Source organism: Synechococcus sp. OH20 (genome assembly GCF_047502685.1).
Taxonomy (GTDB): Bacteria; Cyanobacteriota; Cyanobacteriia; order Thermostichales; family Thermostichaceae; genus Thermostichus.
This window is the reverse complement of the sequence record NZ_JANSIQ010000030.1, coordinates 112,364-135,912: the sequence shown is the minus strand read 5'-3', so window position 1 is coordinate 135,912 and position 23,549 is coordinate 112,364. Positions and strand designations below refer to the sequence as shown.

The window sequence follows — 23,549 nt, the reverse complement described above, 5'->3', positions numbered from 1 at the left end:
CAGAAGCTCGGCTAAAGCCGAAGAAGAGAGAAAGGGATCCCTGCCAAAGGCAGGATGGCCAGTTCCGCCGGCGCGGGATCCCTGTCACATCCAAGACAAGAGAGGAAGACTGATGGATAGAACTCCACCACTCAACTGAGTAACAGCATAACTCTATTGAGACTAAATTGCAATACATAGCCGACAAAGTAGGAGTAATTTGCATCAAGCCACGGGAGTCGGACAGAGGGGGCGGGGGCAATTGACAAAGATTGGCCGTTAAGTCTTCTCAGGAGGGCGGGCTTGCAGGCACAGGACAGCAACAGGTTCAAGTGTGGGGTAGTTTACTCTTGGTCCAACGGGGATCTAGCGACGATAGCCGAGTGGCCTGGAGCGAACCTGACGGCGTTTTTTGCGCCAGCGTTTCCAGTTGGAGACCATCCAATCGCTGAGGCTGTGGTTGGCCGATCCCAGCTCCAACCCCATCCCAATCCAAAACAGGATCTCGGCGTGAACTTGCAGCCATTGCCAGAGATCGCTGCGCCACACCCAAGGCTGCCACATCCACCAGCCCAACCGGGATCCCAGCCAAGCCACCGGCAGGCCAACTCCGCCGGCCCATAGGCTCAAGTACAGCACCCGCAGGGCGGTGCCCACGATGGGCCCATGCGACCAGAAGGAGCGATGCCGCATCCACTTGCGGTAGGGCAGCCAAATCCAGCGCAAGAACAGCCAGCGTTGGTACTGTCGAGAACAGGTGTCCAGATCTCCAGAAAACATCAGGCCACTGAACAGATAGGCGGATCCCACAGCCAGAGCAACGGTGGTGCTATTCCCCAACAAACCGGCGGCCAAGGTGATGCCGGGGGCCGTCCAGAGGGTGATGCGATCGTGGGTGGATCCCAGCGGCATAAGGCCAGAGCAACGGTACCCGACTGGCGCTCAGTCTACCCGCCAGCGGAGGAAAAAGCCTGACCTAGCTTCAGCTAGAAACCGCAGGAGCCCGGCCCCGTAGGGTCAGGCTCGGGAGGAATGCGGACGACGTATAGTTGTGACATGGCCCAAGTCCTGACTATCTCCTGCAAGCTCAAGGTGTCTGCTTCGCAAGCCGTGAAGCTAGAGGCAACCTTGTCGGCTTTGCGGAGCGCTTAAGCCCAGTCCGTACCGCTGAGCGGTCGGAGTCGGGTAGTTTACAGGCGCCGCTGATCTTGAAAAACTCAAGCCTGCTGAGCGACAGGGATCCCTCGATTCAGGCGATCCAACACCTGCAACTGCCGGTGGAGCATTTCCACCCGCGGCAAGTGGATCCCGGCTTGTCGGGCATAGCGCAGTGGGTTGCCAAAGATTGCCTGCAGTTCCAGAGGACGTTTGCGCTCGTAGTCGATCTTCATGCTGGTGCGGTAGGGAGCCATCTTCTCGGTGTTGGTGAGCATTTCTGGGATCAGGGAATCGGGAAGCAGGCGATCACAGGCCGCCGCTCCCTGGATCACCTCCTGCATCAGCGTTTCCGCCAAAGCACGAGCCTCAGGGTCGCGGATCATCTGCTGCGTGTCGGCGTTGAACACCACCGAGAGGCCGTTGAAGGGAATGTTCCAGACCAACTTTTGCCAGCGGGCCAACATCAGATCCGGAGAGAGTGTGGTGGGGATCCCTGCCCGTTGAAAATCGGCTTGAACTTGTTGAAGACGGGGCGTGATCCCTTGGGGGGCATAGTTAGGGCCGTATTCTGCCAGCAGCACCGACCCATAGTCCAGATGATGAATGTGGCCGGGGCCAACCTTGTTGGAGCTGATGAAACACAGGCCCCCCATGACTCGTTCAGGGCCGACGCACTCGGCAACCTCCGGCTCCGCCCCCAGCCCATTTTGCAGCACGATCACCACGCCATTCTCGGCCAACACGGGCGGGAGCAACTGCGGCAGCAGGTGATTTTGGGTGGCTTTCAAAGCCACGATCACCCCTTCGCAAGGGGGCATGTCCTCTACTGCTGCGTAGGCATTCACCTGCGGCAAATGAAAATCCCCCCAGCAGGACTGCACCCACAAGCCGTTTTGGCGAACATAGTCATAGTCGCTGTGCAGCAGAAAATGCACCGCAAAGCCTGCCTGTTGCAATTTCGCCCCATAAAATCCCCCCAGGGCGCCCGTGCCCAAAACAGCGTAACGGCGGGTCTCCGGCAACCAAGACATAGCGGTGAGTTGCGGCAGATCATCCCCAAAATACCCCAAGCACCAGCTTAGGGATCGCTCTTTGCTGTTTGGTCTATCAACAACACCCGCTCTTCTGCATCGGTTTCCCGCAGATGAACCCTCACCCTTTGCTCAGGTTCCGTGGGAAGCTGGTAACCGCAGTAATCCGGTTGGATGGGGAACTGGCGGTGACCACGGTCGATCAGCACGGCCAAGCGCACCCGTTCCGGTCGCCCAAAGTGATGCAGGGCTTCCAGAGCCGCGCGGACGGTGCGACCCCGAAAGATAACATCGTCCACCAGCACCACCTCCTGGCCAGTCAGATCCCGGGGCATCTCGCTGCGATCGGGGGTGCGCAGCCCGCCGGCGCCCAGGTCGTCTCGGAAAAAGGTAATGTCCAGCTCCCCGACCTGGGGCGGGATCCCCAGTCGAGCGGCAATCCGATCCCGCAGGCGGTAGGCCAAGGGGACTCCGCGAGTGCGAATGCCGATCAGAGTGAGCTTCTGGGGGTGGGGGTGATCCCTGGCGATCGCTGCTGCCAGGCTCTCGATCAGCCCGGCCACCTGCTGCGCATCAAAGACTTCGATCGTAGACATGGATCCCGGTCGCTCCCTCACCGATCGCAGATCTGGTCTGTAGAAGGCTCTGACGCGAAGCAACCCAGTCTTTGAGTTCGCGCAAAGCGTAGTGATACCCGCCTCTGCATGTTGCAAGCCACTCCAGCAGTTGGGCTTGCTGTGTGGCATCTGGGCAGATTCGGTAGGTGTAGTGCATGGTCAATATGGGGTCGTTTTACCACAACCGGAGTGGGGTGGTAAATGCTTGCTTCGGGGGCATTGAAAGCAAGCAGCGAGACTCCATGTATCCCGGCGCTGTAGCTTGCTTCCCGCAGGGTTGCTACGCATACAGCGCGGGACTTATGTTCTCGCGCTCTTGGCAGTTAAGATCAAGGGCTAGGCCGCAGCAGAGGAGCTGTCCATGCAAGTGGAGTTTCGCGAGTGCGATCCGGGAAATCTCTGGATCTGGTTTGAGTTTGCCGAGCCGCCGGTCGAAGCTGAGCTGGAGTACCTCAACGAGGTGCTGGAATCGTGGTATGTGCTGGGCAAGTTGGGAGGATTCAACGCCGAGCGCCTGGTGGCCCAAGAGGCGGAGGTGGATCTGAGCTATTTGGAGTACCCCAGCGACTCGGATCCTCTGCCCTCTCTAATGCACAACATGGGATCCCTAGAGGAAAAGGACAACTGGGCCCGCTGCTGGTTTGATCTGGGCACTGCCGATGCCTTGGCGCTGGACGTGTTGATCAACGCCTTGCGCACCCTTAGCCTCGAGTACATCCACCTCAGCCGCGTCATTATCGGCGGGCAAAACGAGGACTGGCCGACAGCGGATCCCGAGGAGGCGGATGACTACGATTTAAACGGCTATGTGCGGGATCATGTGGGGGAAGCAGGAGAGCTGGAATAGCCTCTACTCCAGGTAGCCCAGCTCTTGCATCTGCCGTACCAAGTCTGCATCGCTTTCCACATTTACCTTGCGAGGAGCCGTGCTGGGCCGGCGCGACTCTGCCCAGTCCAGCCACTGCCTCAAGGCTTGCCGCAGGCGGGTCAGCCAAGTTTGGGGGGAAAGGGAAGGGCTACCAGGCTCAGAAGGGATCCCGGCCAAGAGCAGATCCCGCAGTTCCGCCGGATCCTGCTCCAGGTTGTAGAGGCTGGGGCGATCTCCGGTTTGGATCAGCTTGGTCACCCCTTCGTAGAGGGCTCGGCGGGTGTCGTAACAGGCGCGCGCCTGCAGCAGGCTGTCGTTGCGGTTTTCCATGGCCCGCAGGAGAAGGTGGGGCGGGAAGGCCTCGCTGAGCACCACCCCCTGCTCCGGATCCTCACCGGCCAGGGTGCGGGTCAGGCTGAGGCGGGCGATCTCGCGGCGAAGCTTGAGGCTGATACGGGGGGCGCCGTTGGCTAGAGAAAGGCTGGGGCGGAAGCCGGCAGCTTCCAAGAGAGTATGAAAGAGGCGGCGGGTGGAAACGGGGGTGGCCACGCGCTTTCCTGCCGGAAAATAGCCGGGGTAATGCAGGATCAGGGGGACGCGGATTAGCTCTTCGTAAACCACAAAAGCATGGCCGACGAAGTCGTGCTCCCCCAAGCCTTCGCCGTGATCCGCGACGATAGCCACCAGAGTGTTCTGCTCCAGGCCAGTGTGGCGCAGGGTGGCGAAGACGGATCCCAGCAGGTGATCCTGGTAGGCCACCTCGGCATCGTAGATGTCCCTGAGCACCTGCGCTTGCAGGGGAGAAAGCGGCTGCGGCAGGGGCGCCATCCAGCGGTAGGGCTGGGCGTTGTACTGGCGCAAAAAGTCGCGCGCCTCGCGGTTGGTCTTGAAGTAGGGGGCGTATTTCTGCACAAAGGGCTCCGGCGGCCAGTAGGGCAGGTGGGGCTCCATTAGGTTGACGAAGCAAAAGAAAGGCGGTGCTCCGGCAGGGCGGCGGGCTATCTGCTGCAGGTAGCGGTTCAGGTCGGCGATGGAGGCAGCCGTGTTGCCCTTAAAGTTCATCAGGCGGGTCCAGAGGGAGGCAAACCAGGGGTGCAGCGCCAACTGAAAAAGGGTGTCGGAGCGGGCAAAGGCATTTTGCACCGGGTAGGAGAGACGGCGCCAAAACTGGGTGTAGGCGGCCAGCCAGCGGTTGAGGGGAGCCGGCAGAGGGTTGCCTTCGGGAGGGCGGGTGGGTAGGGCCCCGCCGTAGTTGTAGAAGGTGTCGAAGCCTCGCCGCAGGCCGTTTTTCAGGATCCCGACCAGGGGGTTGTTGCAAAAGCCCACGGTGGTGTAGCCGCCCAGCTTCAACAGCTCCGCCAGAGTGGGTAGAGCAGGGCTCAGCTCCAGGTCTGCCTGAACGGTTTGGTGGGTGCTGGGGTATTCCCCCGTAAACAGGGAGGCGTGGGAGGGGATCGTCCACTGGGCGGGGGCGATGGCCCGCTCGAAGAGGGTGGACTCAGCGGCCAGCCGATCCAGGTTGGGGCTGGTGGGCACCTGGCGGGCCCGCTCTTCCTCTGACCAGTAGCAGGAAAGGCGATCCGCCCGCTGGGTATCCAGCACGATCAACAGAATGTTGGGGCGTTCCCCCCAGGCGGTCTCTGCCATTGCTGAACTCCTCACCACAACCCACCCAACACGGTTCTTAAACTATCTTGACATGCTCTTGTTGGCCCTTTGCCGCCGGCTCCTAGGGCAAAGTGAGCCGGGTTTGGCTGTTGCCTTGGATCCGGGCGGTGTTGGCCTGCCAATCCAGGATCCCTTGGTCACCGCTCACAGTCAGGGCTTGTCCAGGCTGGCGGTAGCGCACATTGCCCAGGGCTTGCAGTTGGGTGGAGCCGATGCGCCAGCGGATCTCTTGGGCTTCCAGCTCTTGGCCGGTCTGCAGGGATCCCGTTCCGCCAACGGGAACGGCTTTGGCTTTCACGTTGCCCAGCAGGCGCAGCTCGGTCAGGGGCAGCGGGGCCCGCAATTGCTCGCCGCTGAGGCGCACCCTTTGCTGGGGCGCATCCACCTCGACTGCTCCCAACGCCTGCACCTCGCCGGCACCAAAGTTCCAGAGCAAGCGGCTGGCGGTCAGCTCCAGCTCCGGATCGCGATACTTGGCCCGCACCGGTTGGCTTGGATCCCAATTCTCCAGTTGCATCTGGGCCTGGCCAAAGTCGATGCGCAAACGATCCCCCCACAGGGATCCCTGGCCGTCCAACAGCTCCACCTGTACCTGGCCCTCGGCTTCGAGGAGGCGCTGTTCCGGCAGCCACTGCAGCCGCTCTGCCTGCAGGCGTAGGTTGTCCCGCTCCGATTCCACCGCCACTTGGCCCGTCAATTCCAGCCGCCGCTCGTCTGGGTACACAGATCCTCGCTCGGCACGGGTGCGGATGGCGCGATCGTCTGCGTCGAAAAACTCTCCCTCGATAGACTGCAAATGGGCGGATCCCAACTGTACGGGAGTGGAGCCGTTTTCTGGGGGGGACTCGTATTCGGCCAGGCGCGCCTGTAGGCGCCAGAGCAGGCCACCGTCAGGTTTGGCCTGGGTGAGAGTGATGTTTTCGTAGATTAACTGGGGGGTAGAGACGGGAGCTGCAGGCGTGGGATCCCTGCTTGGAGGTGGCTCCGGCCCACCACAGGCAGCGCTCAGCAGGGCCAAAACCACTAGCCAACCTGGGATCCGGGAAGAGTTGGGCTGCATGGATCTCTCTTGCGCGCTTTCTCCTACCCTAGCTCTACCCTGCCGCTGGGCCGGATGGGATCCCGCTTTAACAAACCCGTGGCATCATCAGGGCAGGGTATTGCGGGGGCAAGGGTGGCCCAACTGTTGCAGCTTTTTATCTACGGCCTCGTCCTGGGCAGCATCTACGCCCTGGGGGCGATCGGGGTGTCGCTGACGTTCGGCATTTTGCGTTTTGCCAACTTTGCCCACGGGGATCTGATGACCTTGGGGGCCTATTTTGCTCTAACGTTTGTCGGGTTGGGTTGGCCGATTGGGGTGAGCTGGATCCCGGCGGCCTTGGCGACGGCACTTTGCGCGGTGGGGATCGACCAACTGATCTATCGCCGCCTGCGCCGGGAAGCACCGGTGATTTTGCTCATTTCTTCTTTTGGCACGGCCCTGATCTTGCGCAGCTTGGTGCAGATCGTCTGGGGGCCCAACAACCAAGTGTACCGCAGCGGCATCCAGTTGCCCTGGCAGTTGGGGGGGCTGCGCATCAAGCCGGATTGGGTGGTGGTTCTGGTGGGAACGGCCTTGCTGGTGGTGGCTCTGCACCTGTTTTTGCAGCGCACGCGGGTGGGCAAAGCGATGCGGGCCATGGCCGACAATTTTGACTTGGCCAAGGTGACCGGGATTGAGACGGAGCGGATCATCCTCTGGACTTGGGTCATCGGCGCCGCCTTGGCCTGTGTGGCGGGCATCTTCCTGGGCCTGGATACGCGGCTGCACCCCACCATGGGCTGGCGGCTGTTGTTGCCCGTTTTTGCGGCAGCCATTCTCGGCGGCATTGGCCGTCCCTATGGAGCCATTGCTGGGGGGCTGGTAATTGGCCTGGCGGAGGAGTTCTCGACTTTAGCGATCAATCCGGCTTACAAAACAGGGGTAGCCTTCGCCATTTTGGTGCTGATGCTGATCTTCCGGCCCACAGGGCTATTGGGGGGGCGGGCCTGATGTTGAGCTACGCCATCTTCTTTTTGGTTTTGGTGGGGATCTACGGCGTGCTGGTGCTGGGCCTCAATATCCAGTGGGGCTATGCCGGCATGTTCAACATCGGCGTGGGGGCCTTTTTTGCTGTGGGGGCCTACGCCAGCGCCATAGCCACGACGCCGCCCACCCCTGAACATCTGGGCGGGTTCAATCTGCCGTTCTGGGTGGGCTTTGCCATAGCAGTAGCCGCCGCCGGTGCGATCGCCTTCTTGATTGGCTTGATCACCCTGAAGCTGCGCTCCGACTATTTGGCTATTGCCACCATCGGCATTGCCGAGATCATCAGCCAAATCCTGAGGAATGAGGGCTGGCTGACCAACGGGGTGCGCGGCATCACCCGCATTCCGCGGCCCTTTCGCGGCTGGATCCCAGGGCAGGATACACTGCTCTACTTGGGCTTGGTGCTGCTGGTCTTGGCGGTGGTTTACTGGCTGAGTGAGCGGGCCTATCGCTCCCCCTGGGGACGGGTGCTGCGGGCCATCCGCGAGGATGAGCCGGCAACCCTGGCCGCCGGCAAAGATGTCCTCCAGTTTCGCCTGCAGGCGTTTGTGCTGGGATCCATGCTGATGGGGCTGGCGGGGGCGCTCTATGCCCACTTTGTCAATTTCATCAGCCCGGAAGCCTTCCAGCCGGAGTTTGCCACCTTTATCGTCTGGGTAATGTTGATCGCGGGGGGCAGCGGCAACAATCGCGGCGCCCTGCTGGGGGTGCTGGCCATTTGGGGGGTGTGGTCGGGCAGCGAGTGGTTGACCAACCGTCTGCCGCCCCAGTGGGCCACCCGGGCCGGTCCCTTGCGCATTTTGTTGATCGGGATCCTGCTGCAGGTAATTCTGCTTACCCGCTCCCAAGGGCTGTTGCCAGAACGCCCGCCCAAGCCTGTTTTGGACACTTCCGCCTCCTCCAAGCAGAACCCAGCAGGATAGGATTGGGTCGGCTCCAGCCGTTGTTGACGCTTTGAGACAACCCAGATCTCGGCCACCATGACTCCGCGCCCCAAGGAAACGGACTCCTCCTTGTCGCCCCGCAACCCCGATGCGACAGGTTGCCCCCCCAATGCCGGCCAGCCAGGGATCCCGACTGCGCCCATCCAGGAGGGCTATGCCTTGCCGGAGCACTACTTCAACCGGGAGCTGAGCTGGATTGAGTTCAACGCCCGGGTTTTGCACGAGGCCCTGGACGAGCGCACCCCCCTCTTGGAGCGGCTGAAGTTCCTGGCTATTTTCGAAAGCAACCTGGACGAGTTCTTTATGGTGCGGGTGGCGGTGATCCGCCGTCAGTTGGAAACAGGCGTGCTGCTGCCGACCCCCGATGGCCTCACGCCGCAGCAGCAGCTGCGGCAGATTTCCCAGCACCTGCGCCCCCTGATTCAAAAGGTACACGAGTGTTTTCGGCAGGAATTGGTGCCTAAGCTGGCGGAACAAGGCATTCACATCCGCGATTTTTCTGAGCTGGCCGAGCCGGAGCGGCAGGAGCTGCGGGAGTATTTCGACCAACGGTTGTTTCCCGTGCTCACTCCCTTGGCGGTGGATCCGGGCCATCCTTTCCCCTACATCTCCAACCTCAGCCTCAGCTTGGCGGTGGTGGTGCGGGATCCGGAAACCGGCAGGGAACACTTTGCCCGCATCAAGGTGCCCAGCACCCTGCCTCGCTTTGTGCCGCTGCGGGACGGGGTAAGCTTTGTGCCGCTGGAGCAGGTGATTGCCCACCACCTGGAGGCGCTGTTCGTGGGCATGGAAGTGCTGGAGTACTACCCCTTCCGCATCACCCGCGGTGCCGATCTGGAAATCCAAGAGGACGAAGCCGACGATCTGCTCGCGGCCATTCAAGAAGAGCTGCGCAAGCGCCGCTTCGGCTCGGTGGTGCGCATGGAGATTGCCAAGTCCATGCCGTCTGCCATTCGACAGCGGCTCTGCGAAGAGCTGCGCCTCGACAGCGACTCCGTGTACGAGGTGGATGGCCTTTTGAGCATGGGGGGGGTGATGGCTTTTCTCAGCCTGGATCGACCCGATTTAAAAGATCCTCCCTGGGGGCCCGTCACGCCGCCTCGCCTGCGTACCGCTTCGGTGAGCGACGAGCCGGTGGATATCTTCTCCGTCATCCGGGAAGGGGATCTGCTGGTGCATCACCCCTACGACTCCTTTGCTGCCAGTGTGGAACGGTTTCTGGAGGAGGCGGCCAACGATCCGCAGGTGCTCACCATCAAGCAAACCCTCTACCGCACCTCTGGCGATTCGTCGGTGGTGGGATCCCTCATCCAGGCTGCCGAAAACGGCAAGCAGGTGGCCGCTCTGGTGGAGCTGAAGGCCCGTTTCGACGAAGAAAACAACATCCTCTGGGCCAAGAAGCTGGAAAAAGCCGGGGTGCACGTGGCCTATGGCCTGCCAGGGCTGAAGATCCACTGCAAGTTGGCCCTGGTGGTGCGGGAAGAGGGGGGATCCCTGCGGCGCTATGTCCACATCGGCACCGGCAACTACAACCCCAAGACCGCCCGTATCTACACCGATCTGGGCCTGTTCACCTGCAACGAGACCCTCTGCAACGATGTAACCGAGTTGTTTAACCTGCTAACCGGCTACTCGCGGCAGCGGCACTTCCGCAAGCTGCTGGTGGCCCCCCGTACCTTGCGCCAGGGCATGGAAGCCTTGATCCGGCGAGAGATGCGCCATGCCCAGGCAGGACGCCAAGGGCGCATCATCGTCAAGGTCAACTCCCTCACCGACCCACGCATGATCCAAGTGCTCTACGAGGCTAGCCAGGCAGGGGTGGAGATTGATCTCATTGTGCGAGGCATGTGCTGCCTAAAACCAGGGATCCCGGGCCTGAGCGAGCGCATCCGCGTTATCAGCATCATCGGGCGCTTTTTGGAGCACTCCCGCATCTTCTACTTCTACAACGACGGCCAGGAAGAGTACTTCATCGGCAGCGCCGACTACATGACCCGCAACCTGGATCGCCGCGTCGAGGTGGTGACCCCTGTAGAGGATCCCCTGTTGCAGCAAGAGCTGAAGGCGATCTTGGAGATTTGTCTGACGGATAACCGGCAGGCCTGGGAGCTGCGCCCCGATGGCACCTATGTGCAGCGGCAGCCTAGGCCGGGAGAGCCGGTGCGCTCCACCCACCAACGCCTGATGGAGCGAGCCGCCAGCCGCCTTTAGCCCTCACCCCCGTCCCTGAGTTGGCTCAGGAGCGAGGGGTTTCGGCGGCTTCAGCCTCTTGATCCCCCAGCGCAATTACCTTCTCAGTGGCCTGCAACGAAGACTCCAGGCTCTCCAACTTTTGTCGGCTGGAGCGGTTCAGCCCCGCCTCAATACCGTTCGCCAAGAGCTGATCCAAAGAGAACCAGCCGCCGCCATTCACCGCAAAGGCCAAGAAGATGGCCGCGTAGATAGCCGATAGCTCCAGATAAGGAACGCTGAAGCCGGCCACCTTGATGTGGTGGAACATGGCCACCGCCATCGTGGCGAACAAACCCAACGCCGCTGCGCGGGTCAACAAACCCACTGCCACCAGCGGAGCTGCGATCAGTTCAGTATAGGCAGCTACATAAGCAAAAAAGACCGGGAAAGGCAACCCGATCACTTCTACATAAGCCGTTGCAAACCCCTCGATATCAGCCAGTTTGTCGAGGCCGTTGTGAATCATGAATAGCCCTGCCACCACCCGCAAGACGGTCCACGCCACTTGAGACCAGCGCGGGGCTACGCTGTCGTGACGCAAAACTGAAACGAACAGCACGGGAAAGCGCTGAGTGAGTGCCATAAGATGAAACCTGCAATGCAAAGATGCTAACTATTGTAACGATTCTAAATTTCTGTAACAAGGCCAGGGCGGGATCCCCCGCCTTGGAATGCAGAGGCCGGATCCTCGGCCATCGGGTTGGGGGTGGGCGCGGCAACAGAGGGGATCCCTGTGCCCGTCTGGACAAAGCTCGCCAGAGCAGTTCTCGAGTGCCTATCCTTAGGGGTGTTGGTGCAATTCTTTTGGCAAAAGTCCCGTGTCTTTGGGTCTCTCTAACAACTAGGTTCGTTTCTTCAGGCGGGCCATGATGCGCATTTCTATTCAGCCGGAGAGCGGGATCCCTGGCTCTGTCCAGCTCTTCAACTTACTCTGTTTTGGCATTGCCTGCGGGCAATTTCCTCCCGGCTATCGCCTGCCCAGCACCCGTCAGTTGGCCATGCAGACGGGCCTGCACCGCAACACCATCCACAAGGTTTACCACCAACTGGAGGCCATGGGTCTGGTGGAAACGCGCGCTGGATCTGGCATTTACGTCAGCGGCTCCGCCCGCCAGGCGGTTAACCGCTCTTGTAGTCTGGGCGAAAACCTGGATCGATCCCAACAAGCCCTGCAGCAGGTGCGCCAGGGTATCGATCAGCTTCAGCAACAGGGCTTTTCTCTGGAGCAGGTGCGGGATCTGCTGCTGGCGGAGATCGACTGGCGGTTGCGCTGCAGTGCCCAAGTGCTGGTGTGCGTGCCCAATCGGGATCTGGGCACAGGACAACTGATGGCCCAACAAATCCAACAGACTTTGGGCATCCGGGTGCAGTTGGTGCCCCTAGAGGATCTGGCCGCCGTGCTGGATCAAATCCATTCCGGCACTGTGGTGACGCTCCACTATTTTCTCAGCGCCGTCGAGGCCATTGCCCAGCCGCGGGGGGCCCGTGTTCTCCCGGTGGAGGTATCTGACTACGCCCGCGAAATTGCCCTGATTCGCCAATTGCCTCCCCACGCCTGTCTAGGGCTGGTGAGCATCAGCACCGCCCTCCTGGAAGTTGCCGAGGTGATTGTCCACAGCCTGCGGGGAGACCTGCTGGTGCTGACGGCGGTGATTTCCGATGCCGAGCGGGTGGGATCCCTGATCCGCCGCGCCCACACCCTCATCTGCGACGAGGCCAGCTACCCCACCCTGCGCGCCCTAGTGCGCCAAGCCCGACCCGACCTGATCCGCACGCCCCACCTGGTCTGCGCCACCCCCCACATTGGAGAAGCAGCCATGGCCGAGCTGCGACGGGAATTAGGCGGGATCCCATGAGGAGCAAGGGCGAGAAAACGCCTTAAGTCTTGTTGCAGGCAGGCCATTTCGCGGATGACGGGCTGTGCAATGGTGTGCTTAAGTGGAAATACGGTGAAGGCCAACCTAATCTGATCCATCGCTAATCAGTCTTTACACGTATGGTGATCCTCGACTACGCCGCCGCCGATCGCGACCATGTGGCGGTGACACGGGAAGGTTTCTGGGAAGCCATCCGCTTTCAGGGCCATTTTTACGTCTTTAACCGCAGCTTTTCTCGGCTGCAGGACGCCATCGACAGTTGCCGCTACGACATGGATCGCGGCTCCCTGATCAGCATTGTGGTGGTGCGATCCCAGAGCTACGAGGTGTGGTCGCAGGTGGGATCCGACATTCCCGTCTTGCCAAAGCCCCTCTTGAGCCCCACGGCCAGGGACTCTGTCTTGCCAGCGCGCCTGGCTCCATCTTTGCCCAAACGTCCTTCCTGGTCGTTCTGGCACTGGGGATGCAAGGCTTATGGGGTCGAGGACGAACCGGCTGCACCGCGGCCCCTGTTCCACCACACCGCCCGGCCCTACAACGCTCTACAGGCTTAAGCCGGAATGGGTCGCGTTTTCTAGAGAACAGGATGGCTGCACGTGCAAATTGAGATCCGGCTCTTCCACCAGCAAGGGCACCCGCTCGGCCACTTCCAGGCCAAATCCTTTCAAGCCGCTGATGTGGCGAGAGGTGTTGCTGATCAAGCGCATTTGGCGCACCCCCACATCGCGTAGGATCTGGGCGCCAATGCCGTAATCCCGCAGATCCATCGCTGCCGGCGGCGCGGTTTCAGCTAGCCCCAGATCCTGCAGGGCATAGGACTGAATTTGCTGGATGAGGCTAAGCTCCTGCTCTTGCCGGCGCAGGTACACCAGCACCCCCTTGCCCTGGTGGTCGATCATCTTCAGGGCGGCGGTCAATTGGCGGCGGCAGTCGCAGCGCAGGGATCCCAGCGCATCCCCCAGGGGGCATTCCACATGCACGCGCACCAGGACGGGCTCGGCGGCAAATTGGGTCGGATCCCCCTTCACCAGCGCCAGGTGCTCCACCTGGTTGAGGCTGTCGCGGTAGCCGTAGACCTGAAACCGGCCAAACTCCGTCGGCAAGGTGGCAGTAGCCCCCCGATGCACCAGCCGTTCGGTGCGCAAGCGGTACTCGATCAGATGGGCGATGGTGATGATCTTCAAATTATGCTGGTGGGCGAACTCGACCAACTGGGGCAGGCGGGCCATCGAGCCATCCGGGTTTTGGATCTCGCAGATCACCCCTGCCGGGTACAGCCCGGCCAGCAGCGCCAGATCCACCGCCGCTTCTGTGTGGCCGGCCCGTTTGAGCACCCCGCCTTCCCGCGCCCGCAGCGGAAAGACATGCCCAGGGCGACGCAGATCTTCCGGTCGCGTATGGGGGTGGATGGCCGCCTGGATGGTGCGGGAGCGATCGGCGGCGGAAATGCCCGTCGAAACCCCTAACTCTGGCCCGGCGTCGATGCTGACGGTAAAGGCAGTCTGGTTGCTGTCGGTGTTTTGCCCCACCATCAGCGGGATCTTCAGCTCGTCCAGACGGGATCCCTGCATGGCTAGACAAATGAGGCCCCGCCCATGGGTGGCCATGAAGTTGATCACCTCTGGCGTGGCAAACTGGGCAGCACAGATCAGATCCCCTTCGTTTTCCCGATTTTCGTCATCGACCACGATGACCATGCGGCCACACTTGAGGTCTTCCAGGGCTTCGGGGATGGAGTGAAAGATGGTTTCTGTCTCTGCCGGCAAAGTGGCACTCATGGAAAAAGGGACGCAAAAGGGAGATATTGGGCACAGCCGGTTCTGGGCAGCGGAGCCATCATATCCTGGACCAGGGATCCGGAAGTTGTCTCAGTACTTGGGAATCGAGGGATCGTAAGCCTCAGCCCAGGCGAGGATGCCACCGCGTAGATTTTTCCCCGCGATCCCAGCAGTTTGTAGGATCTTCAAGGCCTTAGCCGAGCGCACTCCACTCTTGCAGTGGACGATCAGCTCCGAGCCATTGAGCAGCTTGCGCACCTGCTCCACCCCATCGCCATTTTCGATTTGCGGCAACGGGATCAGGTGGGCGCCAGGGATCCGACCGATCTCCCACTCGTTGGGGTTGCGCACGTCGATCAACACAAAATCTTTGCCGGCATCCATCCGCGCCTTCAGCTCGGCCACACTGATCTCCGGGATCTCCGCTTGGCTGGCTTGCGCTTGCGGGATCCCGCAGAACTGCTCGTAGTCGATAAGTTGAGTGATGGGCGGGGTGGCAGGGTTTTTGCGCAGCTTTAGCTCGCGGAAGCTCATTTTTAGAGCATCGTAGAGCAGCAGCCGCCCGCTCAGGGTCGTGCCGATGCCCAACAGGATCTTCACAGTCTCCGTAGCTTGAATGAGGCCGATGATGCCGGGCAGGATCCCCAGCACTCCCCCCTCGGCACAGGAAGGCACCAATCCTGGTGGGGGTGGCTCGGGGTAGAGATCGCGGTAGTTGGGCCCATCCTCGTAGTTGAAGACCGTCGCCTGCCCTTCAAAGCGGAAGATCGAGCCGTAGACATTGGGCTTGCCCGTCAGCACACAGGCATCGTTGACCAGGTAGCGGGTGGGGAAATTATCGGTACCGTCCACGATCACGTCGTAGTTGGCAAACAGCTCCAGGGCGTTGTGGGCCTTCAGAGCGGTGTTGTAAACGTCCACCTGGCAATAGGGGTTGATCTCCAGGATGCGGTTCTTGGCCGATTCCACCTTGGGCTTGCCCACCCAGGAAGTGCCGTGGATCACCTGCCGCTGCAGGTTCGACACGTCCACCACATCGAAATCGACGATGCCGATCCGCCCCACGCCGGCTGCCGCCAAGTACAGCAACAGGGGTGAGCCGAGGCCGCCTGTGCCGATGCAGAGCACCTTGCCCGCTTTCAGCCGCTTTTGTCCTTCCAGGCCCACCTCCGGCAGGATCAAATGGCGAGAAAACCGCTCCATCTCCTCGCGGGAGAGGCTGACTTGGCTGGTGTCCAGGTTCAGCATAGTCAAAGCCCTCCGGCAATAGCAGGAACAATGCTGATGACGGCTTGTTCTCCCACGGGGGTGTTGTCGCCTTGGGTCAAAGTGCGCACGTCCTCGTCATTGAGGTAAACGTTGACGAAATTGCGCAGCTTGCCGTCCTCGGTGTAGAGGTGGCGCTTCAGTTCGCCGTAGCGGGCGATGAGGTTGCGCATCACTTCGCCGACGTTGCTGCCCTCGATCTCAACAGCTTCCAGGTTGTCGGTGTAGGGGCGCAGGGGGGCGGGGATTAAGATTTTGGTTGCCATGGGAGTTCAGGGAAGGATTCTAGCGATCTCTGGTTCATTTTTGAGGTTCCGAGCCGATCTGGCGGACCTACCTGCTTGCAGTTATGTCACCTCTCCAGTTCAGACTACCGCTTTTCCGGCACCACTCACTCTCTCCACACCGGCTTGTCCAACCGGGATCGCAACGGAACTCAGCCCCAGATCTCACCTCAAGCTAGAAGATCAGGGCCACCGACGCCCGGCCCTAGCCGGCCAAAACTGGCAGCGCGGCAAGGGCCGCATCTTCCAAAATTTGCATCGGCTCCCGCTGGGGTTGCTCCTGCTCATCCAAAACCCAACTGACCACCTCTTCTGCTTTGCCCTCGCGCACACTGACGATCACACAGGAAAAGCCCCAAGGAAAGGCGTGCTGCCGATCGAACTCCGAGGGAATAGCCGCATGGTTGGGGTGAGAGTGATAGGTGCCCAGGATCCCCAACCCTCTGCGCACAGCATGGTCGTTGGCCCGCTTGAAAACTGCCGGCTCGATCAAGAAGCGGCGGCGGCTGGATTCTCCGTCTGCTAAGGGGTTTTCAGCTTGATCCCAGGTGTTGGCCGCCGGCCACAGCTCGTGGACGATCTTATCCGATCCTTTGAGCTCGCCAATTAAAATGCCGCAGCCCTCGTAGGGAAAGGCCTGCTCGCCCTGCTGGCGGATGGCGCGAAGGTGCTCTGCCGAGAGGTGAAGGGCCATGAATCTCGCTTTTGTCGATGGAGTTACCGTTCTTTTATTGTGGCACAAATTGGCCGGGGATCCCTCAACTTGGCTACAGCGGGGTCCTCGACTCGACGCAGCTTGGGGGAGCGCGGCCCGATGGTGCCGACGCCAGCGGTCGGATCCCTCTAATGGAGCGACTCTAGAGTTGGAGCGGGTTTTGGAGCCGCGGCATAGTGGGGGCAGCCCTGGCACGGCCCCCGTGGATTGACGGCGCAGCGCAACCAAGCCGAGTGGGCGCTGAAAACACAGGTGGGATCCCCCAGAGGGGGGCCCAGTTCCCCGGCCCGTTGACGGCGCAGCAGCACCACTTGTCGTCGCCAGTCCTGCAAAAATCGGCTGTAGGCGCGTTCTCGCCAGCGACGCTTGGCCGCATTTTCGAGGATATGGGCGGTGAGGTTATCCAACATGAAACGGTCACCCAGAGCAGAGGCCAACAAGCTGGGAATTGTGTTGGAGCGGCTCAGAACCTCAGGATGGCACACCCTGGCGAGGAAAACCCAAACATTGCAAACGCTCCTTGAGTTAAGTTTAAGTTTGTGACGTTCCTTCCGAGGGCGCTGGCTGCTGGTGGCGGGCCTGGGCCTGTTGTAGGGCTTCCCGTACTACGGCAAAGCCCGTTCCTCCGGCGCTGCGCCGCGCCGCCACCACCTGGCGGGGATCGATGGCCGCCGCAATGTCCTCCTCAAAAGCCGGGTGGAAAGTTTTCCAGCGCTCCAAGGGCAGATCCTTTAGCAGGATCCCCTCTGCCAAACAAATGCGCACGATCTGGCCCACCAGGTCATGGGCAGCGCGAAAGGGGATCCCTTTGCGCACCAAGTAGTCGGCCACATCGGTGGCGTTGGAGAAATCCTCCTGCACAGCAGCGGCCATGCGCTCAGGCTGAAATTGGATCCCTTCCCGCAGCAGGATGGTCATCGCCTCCAGGCAGGCTTTTAAGGTCTCGACCGTATCGAATAGCCCCTCTTTGTCTTCTTGGAGATCTTTGTTGTAGGCCAGCGGCAGCCCCTTCAAGGTGACCAGCAAAGCTTGGAGATGGCCAAACACCCGCCCCGCCTTGCCGCGCACCAATTCCGGCACATCGGGGTTTTTCTTCTGGGGCATGAGGCTGGAGCCGGTGGCACAGGCATCGGTGAGGACGACAAAGCCGAACTCCTGCGAGGCCCAGAGGACAAGCTCTTCCGAGAGGCGACTGAGGTGAACCAAAATCAAGCTGGCGGCGGTGTGAAACTCCACCAGGTAGTCGCGGTCGCTGACGGCATCCAAGCTGTTGGCGCTGATGCGCTCAAATCCCAGCAGATGGGCAGTGAGCTGCCGATCGATGGGCAGGGAAGTGCCGGCCAAGGCCCCGGAGCCGAGGGGACAGACATTCACCTCTTCCCGCACCCGCCCCAGCCGTTGCCAGTCTCGCCAGAGCATTTCTTCATAGGCCAAAAGGTGGTGGGCCAGGCTGATCGGCTGAGCCCGTTGCAGATGGGTGTAGCCGGGCAGGATCGTCTCCAGATGCTGCTCGGCCAAGTCCAGCAAGACTCCCCGCAGCTCCCAGAGGGCCTGCCGCAGGTGATCGATGTGATCCCGCAGATAGAGGCGCAGATCGGTAGCCACTTGGTCGTTGCGGGAGCGCCCCGTGTGCAGTTTTTTGCCCACCTCCCCCACCAAGGCCACCAAACGGCGCTCGACGGCATAGTGGACATCCTCGGCCTCTGGATCGGGACGGAAGGTGCCGGCAGCCGCTTCCTGTTGGATCTGCTCCAGCCCCTGCCGGATCTGGTCGGCCTCTGGCCGGGTCAGAATGCCGCAAGCGGCCAACATCTGCACATGAGCCAGGGATCCGGCCACATCGTAGGGCAAAAGGCGGATGTCGAAGCCGATGCTGGCGTTGAAGCGGGCGATGGCAGGATGCAGGGATCCCTCAAAGCGCTGGCTCCAGGGGCGTGGGGTAACCGTCGCTGTCGGCTCAGAACTGGGAGAATGGGGAGAAGGATTGACCACCGCTGCAGTTGTGGAAAAAACACAAAAATCAAGAACCGACGGCTAAAACCCCGCCGCCTCAGGCCAACTGGATCCGGCCAGAGCAACTAGTGGGAGCTGGTGATGCTCTTGAGCATATAGCCCACCACGATCCCTATCAAAAGCGCCCAAATTTGGCCCGACTCCACAAAGCCATTCCAACCCTTGCGGATATCGCCCAGCACATCCTGCCGGAACACCTGCCCGACCATCATTTTTGTCTGGAAAGCAGCAGGAGCCGGCAAGTAAACCGAAGTGGTTTCAGACCCAGAGGAAGAGAAGTTCATGGCTATGCCTAAGGTGTAGATAACCGGGAAGCAGGGGAGCCAGCCCTGTACTAGCTAGAGCGTACCCTGAGTTCGAACTTTTTTAGCTATTTTGGCTCAGAGTCGGGCAACACCTTCAACACCACCAGTGTGGTATCGTCCACAGGCTCAGGCCGCAGGGAAATCTCATCTTGCAATAGCAGCTCTGGATCGTCCGGCGGCAACAGGGTCAGAGGAGGGGATCCCTGGCGACCTCGGAAAGCATCCATCTGCTCAAACAAGCTCTCCAAGATGTCTTCGGGGGAGTCGTAGCGACAGGCAGCATGCTGGATGGCATCCATGAGCCCAGAGGTTTCCAAGCGCTCCCCGCGGCTGTTGGCAGCCTCGGTGTAGCCGTCGGTGTAGTACACCACCACATCTCCGGGTTGCAGTTGCACGCAGCTTTCCGAGTAGTGGCTGTTTTCCTCCAAGCCGATCAGCGCCCCTTCTGTGTCCAGGGGTTGAATCTCGCGGGTGCGGGCCTGCCACCACAGGGTAGGGTTGTGGGCCGCGTTGCTAAAGCAAAGGCGATGGGAGTGGGGATCGTACTCTGAATAAAACAGGCTGATGAAGCGATTGGAGTGCTCCAGGTCGCTGTACATGGCCCGGTTCAGATGTTGCAGAACGCGGGCTGGGGAATGACGGTTGAGAGCTTCTGCCCGCACCATGGCTCGGGTCATGCTCATCAACAGGCCGGCGGGCACCCCTTTGCCCATCACATCCCCAATGACGATGGCCAGCTTTTCAGATGAGGGTGGAGAGGCAGCCGGATCTGATTTTTCTGGAATCTTGATGAAATCGTAGTAGTCGCCTCCCACTTTGCTGGCCACACGGCAACGAGCTGCCAGGCGAATGCCTTTGACTTGCGGGTACTCCTGCGGTAGCAATTGAGCCTGGATGTAAGAGCCGATCTCCATTTCTTTTTCTAGGGCCACTTTGCGGCGCAAGGCTGCCGTCAAGCGGTCGTTTTCGATGGCCACGCCTGCCTGATCGGCGACCAGGCGCAACAGTTGTTGGCGGCGTTCATCCCAGTGGTAGCCGGGCTGACGGCTGAAGACGTACAAGCGACCCTGGACAGAGTTGCGGATCAACAAGGGCGTGCCGAAGAGGCGCACATCTGGCCCTAAGCTCTGGCGAAACCGCTCGTCCAACAGGTGTTCGAGGGCAGGGATTTTGACGGACAGGGATCCCGCCGTTTTGAGCATGGGCTCCTGAGCCGAGAGGGTTTGGGCAATCTGCTCCATCTCAGCCCGAATCTGTTCGCGGTGGTGGAGATCCGAGCAATGCAGTTGATCCAACTGAATGGTGCCGTTGGGGTTGAACAAAACCAGGGCTCCGCCTTCGGCATCGGTCAGTTGGCTGGCCACAAAAGCCGTCAGCTCCAGGATCTGATTCAAGTTGTTAAAGGAGCGGAGGGCAAAGGCTAACCACGCCAGCAAATACTGCATCCGATACTGGTCTCTCCCCATTGCCACCCGATCCGGCATTGCAGGGGCAGGCACAATGGCAGGCTTGACCTCCGGCAGCTCCACCTCATCAGACGTAACGCCAACCGGATCCGGGCTGGCCTGAGCTGAGCGTAAGTCGCCCGAGTTCTCCAGGGAGGGAACTGGAGGATTGGGGGGCAAATCCTGGCCAAGCAAAGGCTCCGACCACGAGGAGCCGGATAGCTGTGCCGAAACGGCCTTTTGGGGGCTGTGAGCATCCATCGGGAAGGCTGGCGTTAATCCCTTGGAAACGTAACGAAACAGCTTAGCAAAAATATCACAAGCTCTACACAAAAGTTCTGCCTCGCTTTCGACTTCCTCCTTTAGGCCCGGCGATGCTGACGGGATCCCTGGCACAGCTCCCGGTAGAGCTGTTCCACCCGACTGATGTTGTGGCTGAGGGTATAGCGTTCCAGCACCCGCCGGCGGGCCTTCATCCCCAGCAGTTGGGTAAACTCCCGTTGATCCCGCAGCAAAGGCAGCAGGGTTTGCAGCTCCGCCGTCACCCGTGTCGGATCCAACAGGATCCCGGCTCCATCCGCCAAAACCTCGCCATCGGCGCCCACATCGGTGGCCACCGCCGCCAGCCCGCAGGCCATCGCCTCCAGCAAGGACAAAGAGAGCCCCTCGATCAAAGAGGGCAAAACAAACACATCGGCCCCGCGCAAGATCTCGATGCGCTGCTGCTCGTCGGCAATATACCCCAGCCAGTGGATCCCATGTTGAAGGGTATAGAAGGGCTTGAGGGTGTTGAGCAACGGCCCATCCCCCACAATCAGCAGACCGCACTTCTCCCCCATCTGGGAGTGTTTCCAAGCCTTGAGCAGGGCTTCCAGGTTTTTCTCCGGCGAGACCCGCCCCAGATAGACAAAGATCCGCTCCAGTCCCAACCGCTGTTTGAGCGTTGAAGGCCCAGGCGAATACTTGTCCACATCCACGCCATTGGGAATGACCACCACCTGCTGGGGACGCACCCCCAGTTTGACCAAGATCTCCCGTTGCGTCTCTGAGAAGACAATGGTGCGGTGATAATTGGCCAGACAAGGGGCGTAGAGTTGATAGGCCAAGTATTGGGTGCGGGAGGCGATGTTGCGCCGCCGCCGGTCGAAGGCCGGGTGAAAAGTGGCCACCAGCGGCTGGTTAAGCTCTGCACAGATCTCCGGCAGCACGAAGTCAATGGGAGAAATCGTCAAGGAGGCATGTACCAGATCCGGCTGCAGTTCCCTGAGGGCCTGGGTGAGCACCCGCTTGGCGTTGGGGGCCGGGATCGTGTAGATTTGCGACTTATACAGACAGGGGAGGGAAACGTCGCGGCGATCCAGCTCTGCCCGCCAGCCTTCACCTCCAGGATCCAAAGCGGGCGGTTGGCCGTCGTTGGTGAAGTGAAAAAAGCTCACTTGATGTCCCCGATCCAACAGGCCGTTGGTCACCTCACGGCTGTAGGTGACATTGCCACAGAAAGGTGTTTTCTTGCCTATCCAGGCGATGTGCATGGGCGGATCCCCGCAAAGGCGAAGCGCCGAGCTGCAAGGAGGGTCTCGACTTTTGAGCCTCTACAAGAGTAGCAGAGTTAGCTGCTGCCTTGGCCCCAGCTTTGAGAGGGTTTCACCGGCCTTCTCTGCCCAATAGGCTCCAGGTGTACAGCCCCGCCAGAGCGGCCAGAGCAGACAGGCCTAAAAACATCCCGGAAAGGCCAAAGTAGGTTTCCGCCAACCCCGTCAAGACCAGAGGCAAACTGAGGGCGATATTGGCCACATTGTTCTGGAGCCCAAAAATCTTGCCTCGCAGATGATCTGGCGTTTCCTCCTGGATCAAGGTTTGCATCGGCACCGCCACCAAAGCCCCGCCACAGCCTAACAGAGCAATCCAGCCCAAGCTGAGCAACAACCAGTGGGTCGTCCAAGATAGGGCTGCCAGAGACCCACAGAGCAGCAGGGATCCCAGCCCGCTCCAGGCGCGGCAGCTCACCCGGCGGCCCGCATGCCCCACCCAAAAGGCGCCGATCCCCATGCCCAGGCCGGCAGCGGCCAACAACACCCCAAACTGATCCGGCCTCAGCTCCGGCATCACTTCGGCCATGCGCACCGCCAAAACGGCCAGTGCCGCAAACAGCGAGTAGAGCACCACCACCTGCAGCAGAGCAGCCCGGATCAGGGGCATCTGGCCGACATATTGCAAGCCCAACTGGAGATCTTCCCAAAGGTGGGGGGCTTCCCAAGGCTGGGGCTCCAGCTTCTCGTGGGGTTGTAGCAGCAACAGCAGGGATCCGGCCAAGAGGTAGGCTCCCCCCACCAACAGCTCCGGCCCCACCTCCCAGCCCGGCAACCAATGGCGCACCCAATGATCCGCCAGGGTTAACAGCGGTTCCCCCACAGCAAAGCCAACAATCAGCGAAGCCATCATCGTGGTGGTGTAGAGGGAATTGGCCGCCAGCAGCTCTCGCTTCGGCAGGATCAAGGGCAAAATCGCCTGTTCAGCAGGAGCAAAAAACTGGGTCAGGGTCGAGACGGCAAGGCTCACCAGCAACAGCCCGACAAACCCCAAGGGGATCCCCGGCCAAAGGTCGCGCCCGGCGGTGAGCCAGAGCAGCAGCGGCAACAGCAACACCAGGATCCCGCGCGCCAGGTTGGAGAGCACCAACACCCCTTTTTTTAGCCAGCGATCCACAAATACCCCTGCCAGGCTGCCCAGTAGCATCGCCGGCAGCGTAAAAGTCAGCATGATGGCCGAGACCCAACCGCTAATAGAGGCTCCTTCTGGCTGAAACTTGCGGGCAATCAACCCAATCAGCAGCACCAACAACACTTTGTCCGCCAACTGCGAACACACCTGCCCCGTCCACAGCAGCAGAAAATTGCGTCGGCGCAGCACAGCAACAAAGTTTCTCAGGCCCGGCTCAGATAAACCTTGATTTTCCTCTTCTTTTTGGGGATCCTCGGGAAGTGGATCTGGTGAGGGATCCCCAGAGGAGCACTCCGGCGAGCTCAGGGTGGGGCTTGCTGTCGGCTCAGGCAAGAGAGCTTCTGACTTCAGCACCCAAGTTGGCGCTGATGCAGGCTGGAAATCCCGAAGGCAGGAGTTGGGGTGGCAGACCTCTGCCCCTCCTTCCGGCCTGTTCCATTGTTGCTCCAAAGTCATAAAGTCATAGTGCTCCGCGGCTGACCTGCCCCCCTCCCCGACGTCGGCCCCACAACGGAGGATCCCGTCAGCCAAGGAGGGCAGGTATGGGGTGCCCCGATCTTATCCTGGCCTGCCCTCCCCT

The 23,549-nt window shown here is 60.7% G+C and carries 22 protein-coding genes and 1 pseudogene; 6 read left to right on the top strand and 17 right to left on the bottom strand.

What is annotated here, in order from left to right; translation table 11 throughout:
• Positions 1-345: 345 nt before the first annotated feature.
• The 4 genes from NW826_RS06950 to NW826_RS06935 form a co-directional block, all read right to left on the bottom strand.
• Positions 346-891: a metal-binding protein gene (locus tag NW826_RS06950; RefSeq protein WP_414336194.1), complete on the bottom strand. Its 546-nt coding sequence runs from the start codon at positions 889-891 to the stop codon at positions 346-348.
• Between the two features lie 305 nt (positions 892-1,196).
• Positions 1,197-2,168, bottom strand: a complete 972-nt coding sequence (locus NW826_RS06945) for a putative 2-dehydropantoate 2-reductase (RefSeq protein ID WP_414334019.1) — start codon at positions 2,166-2,168, stop codon at positions 1,197-1,199.
• 47 nt (positions 2,169-2,215) lie between these two features.
• A complete protein-coding gene (gene pyrR / locus NW826_RS06940; protein ID WP_414334020.1) occupies positions 2,216-2,764 on the bottom strand; it encodes a bifunctional pyr operon transcriptional regulator/uracil phosphoribosyltransferase PyrR in 549 nt (182 codons plus the stop codon).
• Complete coding sequence (locus NW826_RS06935; RefSeq protein ID WP_414334022.1) at positions 2,742-2,942, bottom strand: helix-turn-helix domain-containing protein; 201 nt, start codon at positions 2,940-2,942, stop codon at positions 2,742-2,744. Before NW826_RS06935 ends, pyrR begins: the two co-directional genes overlap by 23 nt.
• 204 nt (positions 2,943-3,146) lie before the next feature.
• On the opposite strand from NW826_RS06935, the gene NW826_RS06930 reads away from it, so the two are divergent.
• Positions 3,147-3,632 carry a DUF3531 family protein gene (locus tag NW826_RS06930; protein WP_414334024.1) on the top strand — a complete coding sequence of 162 codons (486 nt, stop codon included), beginning with the start codon at positions 3,147-3,149 and terminating at the stop codon, positions 3,630-3,632.
• A gap of 3 nt (positions 3,633-3,635) precedes the next feature.
• Here the strand turns inward: NW826_RS06930 and NW826_RS06925 are convergent, their stop codons facing one another.
• Together NW826_RS06925 and lptC are read right to left on the bottom strand one after the other, a co-directional pair.
• Positions 3,636-5,300: a sulfatase gene (locus NW826_RS06925; RefSeq protein ID WP_414334026.1), complete on the bottom strand. Its 1,665-nt coding sequence runs from the start codon at positions 5,298-5,300 to the stop codon at positions 3,636-3,638.
• Positions 5,301-5,382: 82 nt separating this feature from the next.
• Complete coding sequence (gene lptC, locus NW826_RS06920; protein WP_414509759.1) at positions 5,383-6,381, bottom strand: LPS export ABC transporter periplasmic protein LptC; 999 nt, start codon at positions 6,379-6,381, stop codon at positions 5,383-5,385.
• A 9-nt stretch (positions 6,382-6,390) separates the two neighbouring features.
• Here lptC and NW826_RS06915 point away from each other — a divergent pair, with 9 nt between their 5' ends.
• Genes NW826_RS06915 through NW826_RS06905 form a run of 3 tightly spaced genes read left to right on the top strand, consistent with a single transcriptional unit; the run spans position 6,391 to position 10,544 of the window.
• A complete protein-coding gene (locus NW826_RS06915; protein ID WP_414509758.1) occupies positions 6,391-7,353 on the top strand; it encodes a branched-chain amino acid ABC transporter permease in 963 nt (320 codons plus the stop codon).
• Complete coding sequence (locus tag NW826_RS06910) at positions 7,353-8,312, top strand: branched-chain amino acid ABC transporter permease (protein ID WP_414334031.1); 960 nt, start codon at positions 7,353-7,355, stop codon at positions 8,310-8,312. Before NW826_RS06915 ends, NW826_RS06910 begins: the two co-directional genes overlap by 1 nt.
• A 57-nt stretch (positions 8,313-8,369) precedes the next feature.
• Positions 8,370-10,544, top strand: a complete 2,175-nt coding sequence (locus NW826_RS06905; RefSeq protein WP_414509757.1) for an RNA degradosome polyphosphate kinase — start codon at positions 8,370-8,372, stop codon at positions 10,542-10,544.
• A gap of 25 nt (positions 10,545-10,569) precedes the next feature.
• Here the strand turns inward: NW826_RS06905 and NW826_RS06900 are convergent, their stop codons facing one another.
• A complete protein-coding gene (locus NW826_RS06900; RefSeq protein ID WP_414509756.1) occupies positions 10,570-11,148 on the bottom strand; it encodes a DoxX family protein in 579 nt (192 codons plus the stop codon).
• Between the two features lie 283 nt (positions 11,149-11,431).
• Here NW826_RS06900 and NW826_RS06895 point away from each other — a divergent pair, with 283 nt between their 5' ends.
• Both NW826_RS06895 and NW826_RS06890 read left to right on the top strand, forming a co-directional pair.
• The gene (locus NW826_RS06895) at positions 11,432-12,421 is read left to right on the top strand and encodes a GntR family transcriptional regulator (RefSeq protein ID WP_414509755.1); all 990 of its coding nucleotides are present in this window, start codon (positions 11,432-11,434) and stop codon (positions 12,419-12,421) included.
• 140 nt (positions 12,422-12,561) lie between these two features.
• Positions 12,562-12,996 (top strand): hypothetical protein, encoded by a 435-nt coding sequence (locus NW826_RS06890; RefSeq protein ID WP_414509754.1) that lies wholly within the window; start codon positions 12,562-12,564, stop codon positions 12,994-12,996.
• Positions 12,997-13,038: 42 nt separating this feature from the next.
• Here the strand turns inward: NW826_RS06890 and ribB are convergent.
• From ribB to NW826_RS06840, 10 genes and pseudogenes are all read right to left on the bottom strand, one after another.
• Positions 13,039-14,187, bottom strand: a pseudogene (ribB, locus tag NW826_RS06885) (3,4-dihydroxy-2-butanone-4-phosphate synthase); the annotation flags it as partial.
• 123 nt (positions 14,188-14,310) lie between these two features.
• Entirely contained in the window at positions 14,311-15,468 is a 1,158-nt protein-coding gene (gene moeB / locus NW826_RS06880; RefSeq protein ID WP_414334040.1) for a molybdopterin-synthase adenylyltransferase MoeB, read from the bottom strand.
• 2 nt (positions 15,469-15,470) lie between these two features.
• A complete protein-coding gene (locus NW826_RS06875) occupies positions 15,471-15,752 on the bottom strand; it encodes a MoaD/ThiS family protein (RefSeq protein WP_414334041.1) in 282 nt (93 codons plus the stop codon).
• 223 nt (positions 15,753-15,975) lie between these two features.
• Positions 15,976-16,464 (bottom strand): M67 family metallopeptidase, encoded by a 489-nt coding sequence (locus NW826_RS06870; RefSeq protein WP_414334043.1) that lies wholly within the window; start codon positions 16,462-16,464, stop codon positions 15,976-15,978.
• A 149-nt stretch (positions 16,465-16,613) separates the two neighbouring features.
• On the bottom strand, positions 16,614-16,895 hold the full coding sequence (locus NW826_RS06865) for a DUF6464 family protein (RefSeq protein WP_414334045.1): 282 nt from the start codon (positions 16,893-16,895) through the stop codon (positions 16,614-16,616).
• Between the two features lie 121 nt (positions 16,896-17,016).
• Entirely contained in the window at positions 17,017-18,477 is a 1,461-nt protein-coding gene (argH, locus tag NW826_RS06860) for an argininosuccinate lyase (RefSeq protein WP_414509753.1), read from the bottom strand.
• Positions 18,478-18,563: 86 nt separating this feature from the next.
• Entirely contained in the window at positions 18,564-18,782 is a 219-nt protein-coding gene (locus tag NW826_RS06855; RefSeq protein ID WP_414334049.1) for a hypothetical protein, read from the bottom strand.
• 86 nt (positions 18,783-18,868) lie between these two features.
• Positions 18,869-20,509 carry a PP2C family protein-serine/threonine phosphatase gene (locus NW826_RS06850; protein ID WP_414368007.1) on the bottom strand — a complete coding sequence of 547 codons (1,641 nt, stop codon included), beginning with the start codon at positions 20,507-20,509 and terminating at the stop codon, positions 18,869-18,871.
• A 101-nt stretch (positions 20,510-20,610) separates the two neighbouring features.
• A complete protein-coding gene (locus tag NW826_RS06845) occupies positions 20,611-21,780 on the bottom strand; it encodes a glycosyltransferase family 4 protein (protein ID WP_414509752.1) in 1,170 nt (389 codons plus the stop codon).
• A 112-nt stretch (positions 21,781-21,892) separates the two neighbouring features.
• A complete protein-coding gene (locus NW826_RS06840; RefSeq protein ID WP_414509751.1) occupies positions 21,893-23,425 on the bottom strand; it encodes an MFS transporter in 1,533 nt (510 codons plus the stop codon).
• Between the last annotated feature and the right edge of the window lie 124 nt (positions 23,426-23,549).

Bases quoted from the DNA above. Each gene is read 5' to 3' on its own strand.
- NW826_RS06950 (WP_414336194.1), bottom strand. From the start codon at position 891: ATGCCGCTGGGATCCACCCACGATCGCATCACCCTCTGGACGGCCCCC.
- NW826_RS06945 (WP_414334019.1), bottom strand. From the start codon at position 2,168: ATGTCTTGGTTGCCGGAGACCCGCCGTTACGCTGTTTTGGGCACGGGC.
- pyrR (WP_414334020.1), bottom strand. From the start codon at position 2,764: ATGTCTACGATCGAAGTCTTTGATGCGCAGCAGGTGGCCGGGCTGATC.
- NW826_RS06935 (WP_414334022.1), bottom strand. From the start codon at position 2,942: ATGCACTACACCTACCGAATCTGCCCAGATGCCACACAGCAAGCCCAA.
- NW826_RS06930 (WP_414334024.1), top strand. From the start codon at position 3,147: ATGCAAGTGGAGTTTCGCGAGTGCGATCCGGGAAATCTCTGGATCTGG.
- NW826_RS06925 (WP_414334026.1), bottom strand. From the start codon at position 5,300: ATGGCAGAGACCGCCTGGGGGGAACGCCCCAACATTCTGTTGATCGTG.
- lptC (WP_414509759.1), bottom strand. From the start codon at position 6,381: ATGCAGCCCAACTCTTCCCGGATCCCAGGTTGGCTAGTGGTTTTGGCC.
- NW826_RS06910 (WP_414334031.1), top strand. From the start codon at position 7,353: ATGTTGAGCTACGCCATCTTCTTTTTGGTTTTGGTGGGGATCTACGGC.
- NW826_RS06905 (WP_414509757.1), top strand. From the start codon at position 8,370: ATGACTCCGCGCCCCAAGGAAACGGACTCCTCCTTGTCGCCCCGCAAC.
- NW826_RS06900 (WP_414509756.1), bottom strand. From the start codon at position 11,148: ATGGCACTCACTCAGCGCTTTCCCGTGCTGTTCGTTTCAGTTTTGCGT.
- NW826_RS06895 (WP_414509755.1), top strand. From the start codon at position 11,432: ATGATGCGCATTTCTATTCAGCCGGAGAGCGGGATCCCTGGCTCTGTC.
- NW826_RS06890 (WP_414509754.1), top strand. From the start codon at position 12,562: ATGGTGATCCTCGACTACGCCGCCGCCGATCGCGACCATGTGGCGGTG.
- moeB (WP_414334040.1), bottom strand. From the start codon at position 15,468: ATGCTGAACCTGGACACCAGCCAAGTCAGCCTCTCCCGCGAGGAGATG.
- NW826_RS06875 (WP_414334041.1), bottom strand. From the start codon at position 15,752: ATGGCAACCAAAATCTTAATCCCCGCCCCCCTGCGCCCCTACACCGAC.
- NW826_RS06870 (WP_414334043.1), bottom strand. From the start codon at position 16,464: ATGGCCCTTCACCTCTCGGCAGAGCACCTTCGCGCCATCCGCCAGCAG.
- NW826_RS06865 (WP_414334045.1), bottom strand. From the start codon at position 16,895: ATGTTGGATAACCTCACCGCCCATATCCTCGAAAATGCGGCCAAGCGT.
- NW826_RS06855 (WP_414334049.1), bottom strand. From the start codon at position 18,782: ATGAACTTCTCTTCCTCTGGGTCTGAAACCACTTCGGTTTACTTGCCG.
- NW826_RS06850 (WP_414368007.1), bottom strand. From the start codon at position 20,509: ATGGATGCTCACAGCCCCCAAAAGGCCGTTTCGGCACAGCTATCCGGC.
- NW826_RS06845 (WP_414509752.1), bottom strand. From the start codon at position 21,780: ATGCACATCGCCTGGATAGGCAAGAAAACACCTTTCTGTGGCAATGTC.
- NW826_RS06840 (WP_414509751.1), bottom strand. From the start codon at position 23,425: ATGACTTTGGAGCAACAATGGAACAGGCCGGAAGGAGGGGCAGAGGTC.